This window comes from Rhizobium sp. CG4, assembly GCF_023701965.1.
GTDB lineage: Bacteria > Pseudomonadota > Alphaproteobacteria > Rhizobiales > Rhizobiaceae > Agrobacterium.
The window spans coordinates 173732-185738 of the sequence record NZ_JABAEG010000006.1; the positions used below are offsets into that span (position 1 = coordinate 173732).

Here is a 12007-nt window from a genome sequence, read left to right on the forward strand (position 1 = left end):
GATGTCTCCTGTAGAAGAACCGGTCACGGGTCTGCACAGTCGGGAAAGATTTACCGGACTGCGAGAAAAGCTCGGCTCGATCACTATTGCAACGGCTCTTGCCTATCTGGTTCTGCTCCTGGCTGTGCTGTGGGCAGTCGTCCCCGGACTGTTCAGCAGCTATGATCCTATTGCCAGCGTGCCCGGCCAGCAGCTTCGTGCACCAAACTTGATCCATTTCTTCGGCACGGATGCCTTGGGCCGTGATGTGTTTTCGCGTGTTGTACATGGTTCCGTGCATTCGTTAAGCGGTGCGTTCATCGCAACCGCTGTCGGGTTTGTTGTCGGTACCGCTCTCGGTCTACTGTCTGGTTCGGCGGGTGGTATTGTCGATGAAATCATCATGCGCATTGTCGATGTTCTGCTGTCTATCCCGGCGCTGCTTCTGGCGCTGACCATTATCATCCTGCTTGGTTTTGGCACGCTGAATGCATCGATCGCAGTTGGTGTTTCGGCGATCGCAGCCTTCGCGCGCTTGATGCGTTCCGAAGTGATCCGCGTTCGGGCCAGCGATTATGTTGAGGCAGCGATCGGCAGTGGCGGCACTCTGGCCAAGGTTCTGTGGCGGCATGTTTTGCCCAACGCATTGACATCCGTTGTTGCTTTTTCCGCGCTGCAGTTTGGTTCGGCCATCCTGCAATTGTCGACGCTGAGCTTCCTGGGATATGGCGCACCACCGCCAACGCCGGAGTGGGGATTGCTGGTCGCGGAAGGCCGCAACTATGTCGCAACGGCTTGGTGGCTGACTGCCGCGCCCGGCCTTGTCGTGGTTATCGTGGTGCTTGCCGCCAACCAGATCAGCAAATCGATGAGGAGCCAACGATGACGGTTCTAACGACTCCGCCTGATGGCGTGGATGCCTCGCTGCCAATCCTGGAAGTGCGCGATTTGTCTGTCTCTTACGGGGCTGGACGCAGCGCAAACAGGGCTGTGCACGGCATATCGTTCAAGATCAATCGTGGTGAAACCCTGGCAATTGTCGGTGAGTCCGGTTCTGGCAAAACCACCACCGCGCAATCGATTATTGGCCTGTTGTCCGGGGGACGTATTGATGGCGGTCAGGTTCTGCTGAATGGCACTGACATTGCCGGATGGTCTGACCGGCGATTGGATGGCTTGCGCGGTTCGCGCATTGGTCTTATTCCGCAAGACCCCGGCAGCTCTCTGAACCCGATCCGCACCATTGGCTCACAATTGGTTGAGATGTTCCAGATCCATGGACATCGGCTAAGCAAGGCTGCAGGCAAGGCCAAGGTCTTGGAGTTGTTGGCCAAGGTCGGCCTGTCGTCTCCTGAACTGCGTTATGACCAATACCCCCATCAGCTGTCGGGCGGTATGCGGCAGCGCGTGCTGATTGCCATGGCGATCATGCTTGAACCGGAGTTGATCATCGCCGATGAGCCGACAAGCGCGCTGGATGTCACCGTCCAGAAACGTATCCTTGATCTGATCGAGACGCTCAAACGGGAAACCAATGCCTCGATCCTGCTGATTACTCATGATCTGGGCGTCGCGGCTCGTGCCGATGCCATCGTGGTCATGCATCAAGGGCGTATTGTTGAAAAAGGCCCCACTGCCGAGATCATTGCATCTCCCAAAGAGGCCTACACGCAAAGGCTGCTTTCCGATGCGCCGTCCTTTGCGGACAATAACCGCGTCCGCAATCTGGATGGTACCAGCACCCTGGCGGATGATGTCGTGGTGGTTGAAAGTCTCAGCAAGCGCTTTTCTTTGCCGGGCAAGTCGGACGGATTGCTTGCCGTGGACGATCTGTCATTTCGTGTTGCCCGTGGCACCACGCATGCGATTGTTGGTGAATCCGGCAGTGGGAAAACCACGACGATCCGCATGGTCACCGGCTTTGAGAAGCCGACGACTGGCCGTATCGTGATTGGTGGTGAGAGCCTCGCTGAGCTATCTGGCGAGAAACTTCGCCAGTTTCGACGCAAGATCCAGTTGGTCTATCAAAACCCGTTCAGTTCGCTGGATCCACGCCAGACGATTTCCCAGATCGTGGATGAACCGCTTCGAAATTTCGAACCGCTTTCTCCCGACGAGCGTGCCAAACGGGTGCAGAATATGATCTCGCGCGTTGGCTTGCCGGCGGATGTACTTGATCGTCATCCCGCAACCTTGTCCGGTGGCCAGCGGCAACGTGTGGCTATTGCCCGCGCGCTGATCCTGCAGCCCGAGGTCGTGGTGCTGGATGAAGCCGTTTCGGCATTGGATGTCACCGTGCAAGCCAGGATTCTGGCGCTGTTGTCTGAACTCCAGCGAGAGTTTGGCCTGACGTATATTTTCGTCTCGCACGATCTCGCGGTTGTCCGCCAGATTGCCGACACGGTGTCGGTGATGCGCAACGGGCAGGACGTCGAACACGGGCCAGTCGAGACCGTATTCGGCAATCCCCAGCACGCTTACACGCAGGAACTGGTGGCAAGTATCCCAACGCTTCGCCAATCGGCCTGAGCAATGTTGATACAAGCGCATTTTCGCACCAATCCTCGCCTTTCCAAGAGATGTTCATGACCCGCCTTAGACCCCAAACCTTGGAAGAACTTGAAGAGCGGCTTGCCGAAGACCTTCTTTGGCTGAACCGTCCCGCGTCTTCGTGGGTCAAGCCGCGTGAGCATCAGGGTCTAAAAGTTCTGGATGTAGCGGTGATTGGCGCTGGTCTGTGTGGCCTCATCGCAATGGCGGCGCTGAAAGGTCATGGCATCGAGAATGTGCGTGCCTTCGACCGCGCACCGGCCGGACAGGAAGGTCCCTGGATCACCTATGCCCGCATGGAAACCTTGCGCACCTCAAAGGACCTGCCGGGCCTAGCGCTTGGTCTGCCTGCGTTGACTTTCCGGGCTTGGTATGAGGCGCAATTTGGCCGTCAAGCATTCGAGGCAATGTCATTGATCCCGACGGCGCAGTGGATGGATTATCTCATCTGGTATCGCCAGGTTCTTGAACTGGATGTCGTCAATGAAGCGAGTGTGCAGGGCATCACGCCGCGTGCAGACGGACTGTTCGAAATTGCCTACACCGACCCACAAGGCGACCATGTGAAATATGCCCGCCGGGTGATCATCGCTACCGGGTTGGATGGTTTGGGAGAACCTTTTCTGCCCGCCGTTGCGCACCGTGTTCCGGAAAAATATCGGGCTCATGGTGCCGCGATGATCGATATGGCGACGCTGAAAGGCAAGTCCGTTGCCGTCATCGGGTCAGGTTCGTCCGCCATGGACAACGCGGCTGCCGCTCTCGAAGCAGGGGCAGCGCGGGTTGATGTGTTTGCCCGCCAGAACAGTCTCGCTAAGGTCGATCGTCTCGCCGGAATTTCCGGCATGGGTACACGATACGGCTATTTCGACCTGCCTGATGCGGACAAGTGGCTGATCATGCACGAGGCCAGCAAGGTGGGAACACCGCCGCCGAAACACAGCGTTTTGCGGGTGTCAAAATGGCCGAATGCGCATTTCCATCTTTCCAGCCCGATAGACGACATTGTCGAAACGGCTGCCGGCGTTGAGATCACCACGCCGAAAGGCCGTTATGGTGTGGATTTCATCATCTTTGCCACCGGCTTTGGTATCGATTACGCCAAGCGTCCGGAATTTGAGGCCATTACCAGCAATGCCCTGTTATGGGGAGAGGCTTACACGCCACCGGAAGCACTTGGAAATGCTGGCCTTGCTGCGTCACCTTATCTCGGCGCTGCTTTTCAGTTCATGCCGAAATCCGATGCTGAGCAGGACCGCTGGATCAGCCACGCCTACTGTTTCTCGTTCCCGTCTCTGCTGTCGCACGGCAAGATCAACAGCGGCATACCCTCGATCAACGAGGGTGCAACCACATTGTCCAACGGTATCGCGCGGTCGCTGTTCGTGGAGGATCGCGAGCAGCTGCTGGCGCAGTTCCACAGCTACGACAAAAGCGAACTGACTGGCGATGAATGGACAGATGCGGACGAGCCCGCAAGCGAACACCGTCGCGCCACCAAATAATCAACAGATCCATCAGGAGTTATCATGACAAAGAAGACCGTTTATTATTTTCATTCGCTAAGTTCTCCATGGGCCTATCTTGGTTGGCCGCAGTTCAAGGCATTGATCGAGAAACACGATCTGAACGTTGTTGTTCGCACCACGACTGTTGTGCCGGAAAACGGTGGTGTTCCGCTTCGTACGCGCCCAGTCGCACGTCAGGACTATCATGCCATTGAGCTGGATCGCTGGCGCAAGCGTCTCAACATGCCGTTGGTGCTGAAGCCTAAATATTATCCCACCATTCCGCATTTTTCCGCACGTATGGTTCTGGCCGCTGACAGCCTTGGCCTGCCAGCGCTTGACCTCAGCCACGCGCTTTTGAGCGCAGTCTGGGCGGAAGAACTCGACGTCAAGGATCCCGAAGTACGTATCGCCAAAGCCAATAGTCTCGGCCTTGATGGCAAGCTGCTACAGTCAATGGAAGAAAGCCCGGAGATCATTGCCGCGTGGGAAAAAAGTGAAAACGAAGCCAAGGAGCGTGGCGTATTCGGCACGCCGACATGGTTCTACAAGGATGTGCCTTACTGGGGGCAAGACCGCCTGAGTTTCCTCAACGAGGCACTCTCGGCAGACTGAGACAGTCCGCACGACAACAGCGAAACAGCATTTGGGAATTGCGACTATGGATCTTGGTTTGAACGGCCGGAAGGCCTTGGTATGTGGGGCAAGTGAAGGTATCGGCTATGCCGCTGCAAAACTCCTCGCGTCGGAAGGCGTCAATTTGGTTCTCGTAGCGCGCAATGAAGAAAAGCTGGAACGGGCAGCGGCGGCATTGAAAGACCTTCATGCCGTCAATGTCGATTATGTGGCGGCAGATCTCGGGCATAAGGAAGAGCGCGCCAAAGTGCTCTCCTATTGCAATGATCCTGACATCCTCATCCATAATGGTGGCTGGCCGCGCACTGAGCGGGATTTCCGTAAGTGGAGCAATGACGACTGGCTGCGCGCACTCGACCTGATGATGCTGGCACCGGTTGAACTGATCACCGGCGTGATTGATGGTATGGCAGAGCGCAAGTTTGGGCGCATTGTTGCGGTGACCTCCCGCTTCGTCAAAGAGCCAAGTGCGGAGTTGGCCCTGTCGACCAGTCCGCGGCTTGGTTTGTCGGGGTTTATCACCGGGGTGGCGCGGAAATATGCAGCTCATAACGTGACCCTCAACACTGCCCTGCCGGGCATCATTGCCACGGAAACGCAGTTTCAGCACGGCCGTGATCTGGCGGAAGCGGCGGGCAAGAGTTTTGATCAGATATGGGCGGAGCGTTCTTCAACCAATTCAGCCAATCGGTTTGCTACGCCTGAGGAATTTGCGTCCCTTTGCGTGTTCCTGTGTTCTGCGCATTCGGGCTTCCTGACCGGCCAACACATCTTGAGCGATGGTGCCGGTTATCCGGGCGTTTTCTGACGGCTGAAGCAGCGGCTCTCGGCGTTACCGCCGAAAGCTTTACAAAGCCCGAGAGGGCTCTCTCTCAGGATGCGATGTGCTTGGAAATTTCGCAACGCCCCTCGGCGCAGCCAACAGTGTCATCTGCTTTGGAGGCTGGCGACAGGTCAGGCACTTTCTCCGCGAGCGCCATGGCAATTCGGGCGCCTACAGCCATGTCGTCCTCAACCCCGAAGATATGATGCTTGATCGCGCCATCTCTTCCGATCAGGATTGAGGAGGGCGTGCCACGCAGGCCAAAGCGCTGCATGGTGATGGGCGTATCGGTTTGTTCGTCGGGCAAGTCTACCCCCACCGGGTGTTTGATGCGGTATTCGTGAAGAAATGCCTTGAGGGTAACCGGGGACATTGCGGCATGGTGTTCGAACACGGTGTGGATACCAATGACCTGGAGATCGGTATCGGCAAAGATACGTTCAATCTTCTGAACCTGCGGTATCGATTGGCTGACGCAGCCAGGGCAAAGAAGCTGAAAGCTGTGCAACAGCACCGGGCGCCCACGCAATTCGGCCAATGTCAGAGGATGGGAAACGTTGAACCATTCGCTGATTGCCAGTTCCGGGGCGTAAATCAGATTGGAAGTAGCCATAAGTTTGATCCTTTCAGGGAAGGCGGGCCGTGAGGGAACGACCCGCCCGCCGGATGGGTATTACGCGGCGGCTCGCGTAAGCTTCACACCCGGGAAATCGACCGGAACATCCAGCGCCACATTGAGGTAGTTGGTGAAGAGGTTGAGTGCGATATGTGCAAGGATTTCGACAATTTCTTCATCATCGAAACCAGCATTGCGAAGGCTTGCAACATCGTCCCCGGTGATGTCCGCCCGGTTCTCAACAACCTTGATCGAGAAATCGAGCGCGGCCTGCGTTCTGGGATCTGGCGCTCTACCTGCCTGTGCTTCAGACATCTCAATCGTGGTCGCACCAGCTTTACGGCCGAGACCTGTATGTGCGGCAAGGCAATAGTTGCAGTTGTTGCGATCAGCTATGGCAACCGCAATCTGTTCACCGAGCTTGGCACCCAGTCGCCCGCCGCCGAGTGCGGCAAACGAGCCCCACATGCTGGAAAGCGCTGCCGGCGAATTTGCCGCCGCTTTGAACATATTTGGCACTATGCCGAAGGCCGCCTTTATCTCGGAGAGCTTTTCAGCCGTCGTGCCTGTTGCGCTCGATGGTTCAATAAGAGTAATTCTTGTCATGTTCTTTCCTTTCAATGCCTGGAGGGGAGGGATTGCCGGTTTGGTGATGGCAGTCACTGAACCGGCGCTTGTTTTACTCGCCAGGCATGACCTTGCCGGGCAGACTGAGATCGCCAGATGCAACCTTGAAGACGTTGCTGACGCATAAGAGTGGGGCGTGCAGATTGCCGTTCACCTTCAGGCCGGCTGTCACACCATCAAAAGACGCTCCGACAATGCCATTGATCAGGGATAGCGGGATTTCGACGTCGACCCGATCGCCCTTGAAATTTGTAGGATACTCTGGACTGTCAATCAGCAATGGCACGCCGGGCCAGGTTGCAGGAACCTTTGGTTTCGTACCTTCGGGAATGTCAATCACTTTCAAGCCACCGCCACAGGCTTTGTCCTGCGCCAGAACCACCCAGTGCGGATGCCAGATATGACGGTTCTTGCCGCCATTGGCTGCGTCGTCGAAGTCGGGATGGAAGGTTACCGCGAGTGCGACAATTCCCTGCTTGCTCTCAAAGCCGATTTCGCCACTATCGAGACTGGTTGGCCAGACATAGGCATAGACGCTCGACCCTTCGAACTTGCCTGTCGCATCGGGTTTGTCCTTGCCTGCTTCGCCACGCACGCGGGTTGAAAAGAGTGCAGTGTCGCCCTTGGCTGTGATCGTTGTTTCAATGATGTCGAAAGATGCCTGCACAGCCTCGGTTGGCTTTGCCGTGACCGAATGGGCGGATGCTGTTGCCAGCCATAGCGATGCCGTTCCGGCGATGAGTGCGCCGGCTGCGGTTTTACCAAACATCGATAGTCTCCTTTTTTGTGTTGCCTGGAGGGTTTTCACCTATCCTTTGTTAAAAGCGGTCCAGGTGGCAGCCTGGACGGCCGGATCGGCGATCTCATGTTCGCGGCAATCGACACGGATTTCCCGTCGGCCGAATGCTGCGTCTACGAAATGACAGTGATGCGGGCGAGCCGCATCGGAATGTGCGTATGGTGCGAAATATCGACAGCTGACACACATGCGCTGAATGGGGATCGCATCATTTTGTTGTAAATGACTGATCATCTTGACTAGCGTGATCAGCAGGTCTTCCTGCTCATGAGATGCCAGGGCATCAACCGCATCCCCAGCCGCCCCTGATACAGGTTCTGCTACGTCAAGAACCGCACGCCCCTTGGTTGTGATCTCTACTTTTACCGAGCGCTTGTCGATTCCGTCACTGTTTTTTGCTACCAGGTCTTTACGCTCAAGCGCGGTGATGGAATCTGTTGCCGTCGGTTGAGATACACCAAGATTGGCGGCAATATCCTTCACAGACAGCCCAGCCGCGCGCCCTTCCAGCAATTCAAGAATAGAGAGTTGGGTCGGGTTCAGGCCTGATGTTTTCGCTCGGCTCCAGTCTTCGTTGCGCATGACCGTTGCGATGCGGGCAAGGCCTTCCCGAATGCGATGATTGACCGAGCCTGGGTTCTGTGTTGTTTCCATGTAGTGAATATATATAGGAGTCCTATTTTGCTCAAGGCCAATAATTATTTACTTTGTTGGTGGCGCGCCAATACCGGTATCGGAGATCGGGCCATGTGGCTGTTCGGGATTATGTGAGTGGGTGGCCTTCTCAATCGTTGCAGGTCCTGTAAAGCTGCTCGCACCGTAGAATGCGAAATGCAGCCCCCAATAGCCCGTGGCAAACACCACAAGTGCCGCAGCAATGCCGCCGGGTATGGCAGACAGATGGATTTTCAACGATGGCAGAAAGTGGGTCACCCGGCATTGATCACAGGCCACGGCGACCAGAATGGCCATTATCAGACCGTGTCCGATCAGGTCGACGCGTCCGAAAGGCCAGACGGCAGCGGTGAAAATGATAATGAGGGCAATGGCCGAAAGACGCCGAATCAGAGGGGTCCACAAAAGACCAAACCCCATGGTGAATTCCGCAACGCCGGCCATCGGAATAAAGACATCGCGCGGCAGTCCGAACGTCAGGAACGGCTTTTCCAGGATGAGGGGGTAAAACCAGTCGGGATAGGCGAATTTCTCAAGGCTGGACCACATCAGGGCGATTGCGAGCCCCCATCGCAATGCCTCGAACCGATGTGAGCGGAGGTTTTCGTTTTTTGATGGCTCCAAGATGAGATAGGCGGCAACGCCAGCGCCAAGCGCCAGATAATCGAAGAGATGGAAGAGGTCATAGTCGCGGATCGCCAAAAGCCATAAGGCCAGAATTCCGATACCCGCCAACGGCATTGTTATTCGAAAAAATACAGGCGGCGATGGCCAGTTGCAGCCATGAAAACCACTCTGCCGGCGTCCGCAGGTCAGGTGTTAAATATACGCCGCCCACCGAAAATATAGCTACAAAAAATGCCCCGACCGTAACGCGCACATAGTCGTCGAGCCTTTTCCACAAAACATCAGTACTGCGGTCCAGCGCGTCATGAACCCTGTTGCCGAGCGGACTGATTTCAACAAGGCGCGTCAGCACAAAAAAGACGACGACAAGTGCAATGCCGATCCAGAACCATGTATCCTTGAGAACAATGGACAATGATTGTGGTGGGGCACCCACGATATAGGGTGCGAACCATTTGACATGCGCCTGTGCAGATGTGCTGGCAAACAGCAGCGCGCCCGTAAAAATGGCGCCTCTTCCCAATGTCCATACCATGGTCATGCCCCCTTCAAACCTGATCTCAGGTTTTCTGCCCGACCCCGTAACGTGTGGCTGAATGTTTCAGGGATAAAAATGGTGCCAGGCCAAGTCGAGCCTCTTCCATTTTTTGCCAGAGGCTGGCCTCCTCCAGGGAGGGGATCGTGACCGTCTCACCACGGTCAAACCCTGCAAGTGCTGCCGTTACCATTTCGTCGGCATCCATCATCATGTCTGCTGGGATGACGTTGATATCGATACCTGCACGATCAAAGATTTCCGTGCGGGTGAAGCCGGGAAGTACAGCCTGGATCTGAACCCCGCGAGGTTCAAGTTCAACGGCGAGGGCTTGCGTCAGTGCAAGAACAAATGCCTTGCTGGCAACGTAGGTCGGGTTGAAGCGTTCCGGCATCAAAGCCACTACGGAAGCGATGTTGATGATACCACCCTTGCCACGATCTGCGAATGTCTTGGCAGCGGTCACCGTCAGCGTGTGCAAAATGTCAACATTGAGATAGACCATGCCGGAGAGATCCTCGGCATCAGATGAAAGGACCGAGCCTTTCGGCCCTATCCCTGCACAATTGACGAGCAACTCCAATGACTTGTCCTCATAGATGGCTGACAACACGCGCTTGATGTCATTGGATTTGGAGAGGTCTGCGGCAAGTGGCGTAATCGAGACACCATGTTTTTCTGAGAGTGTGTCAGCCAATTGATTAAGCCGGTCGATATCTCTGGCGACGACGACGAGATCAAAACCTCGCTCAGCGAGCTTTTCGGCATATACGGCGCCAATGCCCGATGACGCACCGGTAACAAGAGCAGTTTTCCTTGTCATGTTCTGTCCTTCCCTGAGACGATGAGATGTAAATAATCCGTTCGTTTTGGTGCCGGAAGCAACGCACATACATTGCTCCCGACCACGCAGATCAGCCCTTGATGAAGGCAAGCAGATCGGGATTGACGATTTCAGGATGGGTGGTGCACAGGCCGTGAGGCAGACCAGCATAGGTCTTCAGAGTACCGTTCTTGAGCAGCTTGACGGAAAGTGGCGCAGAATCCGCATAAGGCACGATCTGGTCATCATCGCCATGCATCACGAGTGTTGGGACGGTAATGGCTTTCAGATCTTCCGTGAAATCGGTTTCGGAAAAAGCCTTGATGCAATCGTAGTGCGCTTTTGCACCGCCAGCCATGCCTTGCCGCCACCAATTTTCGATGACGCCTTGGCTGACCTTGGCGCCCGGCCGGTTATAACCGTAAAAGGGGCCGGCAGGGACATCGAGAAAGAACTGGGCGCGGTTGGCAACCAATGCTGCCCGGAAACTGTCAAACACCTCAATCGGTAGTCCGGCCGGGTTCCTGTCCGATTTGACCATGATTGGTGGCACGGCACCGATCAGTACCACCTTTGCCACTCTGCCAGATTTTGCGCGGGCAACGTAATGGGCGACTTCACCGCCGCCGGTTGAATGGCCTATGTGGATGGCGTTCTTGAGATCAAGGGCATCCGTCAGCGCTACAACGTCGGCGGCGTAGGTGTCCATCTCGTTTCCGGTCCAGGTCTGTGTTGAGCGACCATGGCCACGCCTGTCATGCGCAATGACGCGGTAGCCCTTGTCGAGGAAATACATCATCTGGGCATCCCAATCATCCGCGCTGAGTGGCCAGCCATGATGGAAGACAATTGGTTGCGCGTCTTTTGGACCCCAATCCTTGTAATAGATCTCGGTTCCGTCGCTTACTTTTACAAATGACATGACATGGTTCTCCGATGGATGTGTGGAAAAGTGTGTTGTGGCGTGGGATTGGTTGGGCAGAGCCATGGCGGCGGCGACGATACCGCTCGCCATAATGACCTCACGGCGGGTTAGCCGCGACGCAACGTTTACGGCTGTGAATTCACTCATAACGCCCTCCCTGATGATTGATCGTTCACGGAAAACAGATTGAGCCGAAGACGGGGCTATGGCGAGTAAAGCGTCGTAAAATGATGCAAACGCCCGACACGGTCATTTTATGTCGTTGTTCTATCTGTGTTAATATCAAGAGAGCGCCGGCCTGCGGCCTCGAGGAGTGCAAGTGCCGTCGTCAAGGGTGACCCGTCGGAACCCTCAGTAATGAGCCTGTTATGCCTGTCGTCTTGAAGGCGAAGTGTTACAATATGGGCTGGGAATATGGCGACTGGTTTTCCACTGTCGAGGAACGACGCAAGGAAAGACCGTGGTTTGCTGTTTTCAAAATCCCAAAGGTGTCGCGACATTCCGAGACAGAATATCGCATCGAAATCCTCAAGGTCGATCTGCTCGAGACTAAGTGTGTCCGCAAGTTCTTCGCGTGCCACTCTGTCATCCATAAATCGCCGCACTGCTTGGTGTTGCGATGCCTTCTCCCTGACATCTGACAATTCTGGGTATTCACCTGTCAGCGTGGTGAGGACAATGTCAGCGCCAAAATCCTTGAAAAGATAATAGACCGGTGCAAAATCGCTTAATGTGATCTTCGAATTTGCTGCTTGGTCACTGTCGTTCGCTGCAAGGATAACCAGAAAACGGGTCGGCTGAATGCCTTCCATTGCGATCTCCTCAACCTGGAAGAAGATGATCGCTCGACTGACCGGCGTTGACGAGTTGAGAGTTGTAAATTG

At 55.4% G+C, this 12007-nt stretch carries 14 protein-coding genes; 5 read left to right on the top strand and 9 right to left on the bottom strand.

Annotated elements, in window-relative coordinates; translation table 11 throughout:
- Nucleotide 1: 1 nt before the first annotated feature.
- The 5 genes from HGO37_RS17775 to HGO37_RS17795 are packed head-to-tail and all read left to right on the top strand — an operon-like array spanning nucleotide 2 to nucleotide 5481.
- Nucleotides 2-865: an ABC transporter permease gene (locus HGO37_RS17775; RefSeq protein ID WP_250984483.1), complete on the top strand. Its 864-nt coding sequence runs from the start codon at nucleotides 2-4 to the stop codon at nucleotides 863-865.
- Nucleotides 862-2508: a dipeptide ABC transporter ATP-binding protein gene (locus HGO37_RS17780; RefSeq protein WP_250984484.1), complete on the top strand. Its 1647-nt coding sequence runs from the start codon at nucleotides 862-864 to the stop codon at nucleotides 2506-2508. Before HGO37_RS17775 ends, HGO37_RS17780 begins: the two co-directional genes overlap by 4 nt.
- A 56-nt stretch (nucleotides 2509-2564) precedes the next feature.
- On the top strand, nucleotides 2565-4034 hold the full coding sequence (locus HGO37_RS17785) for an NAD(P)-binding domain-containing protein (protein WP_250984485.1): 1470 nt from the start codon (nucleotides 2565-2567) through the stop codon (nucleotides 4032-4034).
- A 24-nt stretch (nucleotides 4035-4058) separates the two neighbouring features.
- Complete coding sequence (locus HGO37_RS17790) at nucleotides 4059-4652, top strand: 2-hydroxychromene-2-carboxylate isomerase (protein ID WP_250984486.1); 594 nt, start codon at nucleotides 4059-4061, stop codon at nucleotides 4650-4652.
- A 46-nt stretch (nucleotides 4653-4698) separates the two neighbouring features.
- The gene (locus HGO37_RS17795) at nucleotides 4699-5481 is read left to right on the top strand and encodes an SDR family NAD(P)-dependent oxidoreductase (protein ID WP_250984487.1); all 783 of its coding nucleotides are present in this window, start codon (nucleotides 4699-4701) and stop codon (nucleotides 5479-5481) included.
- A 64-nt stretch (nucleotides 5482-5545) separates the two neighbouring features.
- Here the strand turns inward: HGO37_RS17795 and HGO37_RS17800 are convergent, their stop codons facing one another.
- The 9 genes from HGO37_RS17800 to HGO37_RS17840 all read right to left on the bottom strand — a co-directional run bounded on the left by HGO37_RS17800 (nucleotide 5546) and on the right by HGO37_RS17840 (nucleotide 11935).
- Nucleotides 5546-6109, bottom strand: coding sequence for a redoxin family protein (locus HGO37_RS17800; protein WP_250984488.1), 564 nt, complete (start codon nucleotides 6107-6109; stop codon nucleotides 5546-5548).
- A 60-nt stretch (nucleotides 6110-6169) separates the two neighbouring features.
- Nucleotides 6170-6718, bottom strand: a complete 549-nt coding sequence (locus tag HGO37_RS17805) for a carboxymuconolactone decarboxylase family protein (protein WP_250984489.1) — start codon at nucleotides 6716-6718, stop codon at nucleotides 6170-6172.
- 73 nt (nucleotides 6719-6791) lie between these two features.
- Nucleotides 6792-7508, bottom strand: coding sequence for a hypothetical protein (locus HGO37_RS17810; protein ID WP_250984490.1), 717 nt, complete (start codon nucleotides 7506-7508; stop codon nucleotides 6792-6794).
- A 39-nt stretch (nucleotides 7509-7547) separates the two neighbouring features.
- Nucleotides 7548-8192 carry a MarR family winged helix-turn-helix transcriptional regulator gene (locus HGO37_RS17815; protein WP_250984491.1) on the bottom strand — a complete coding sequence of 215 codons (645 nt, stop codon included), beginning with the start codon at nucleotides 8190-8192 and terminating at the stop codon, nucleotides 7548-7550.
- A gap of 48 nt (nucleotides 8193-8240) precedes the next feature.
- The gene (locus HGO37_RS17820) at nucleotides 8241-8954 is read right to left on the bottom strand and encodes a hypothetical protein (protein WP_250984492.1); all 714 of its coding nucleotides are present in this window, start codon (nucleotides 8952-8954) and stop codon (nucleotides 8241-8243) included.
- The gene (locus HGO37_RS17825) at nucleotides 8896-9381 is read right to left on the bottom strand and encodes a hypothetical protein (RefSeq protein WP_250984493.1); all 486 of its coding nucleotides are present in this window, start codon (nucleotides 9379-9381) and stop codon (nucleotides 8896-8898) included. The genes HGO37_RS17820 and HGO37_RS17825 overlap by 59 nt, the downstream gene beginning before the upstream one ends.
- Before the next feature lie 19 nt (nucleotides 9382-9400).
- Nucleotides 9401-10198, bottom strand: a complete 798-nt coding sequence (locus tag HGO37_RS17830; protein ID WP_250984494.1) for an SDR family NAD(P)-dependent oxidoreductase — start codon at nucleotides 10196-10198, stop codon at nucleotides 9401-9403.
- A 91-nt stretch (nucleotides 10199-10289) separates the two neighbouring features.
- Nucleotides 10290-11120 (bottom strand): alpha/beta fold hydrolase, encoded by an 831-nt coding sequence (locus HGO37_RS17835; protein WP_250984615.1) that lies wholly within the window; start codon nucleotides 11118-11120, stop codon nucleotides 10290-10292.
- Between the two features lie 257 nt (nucleotides 11121-11377).
- Nucleotides 11378-11935 (bottom strand): type 1 glutamine amidotransferase family protein, encoded by a 558-nt coding sequence (locus HGO37_RS17840; RefSeq protein ID WP_250984495.1) that lies wholly within the window; start codon nucleotides 11933-11935, stop codon nucleotides 11378-11380.
- Nucleotides 11936-12007 lie beyond the last annotated feature (72 nt).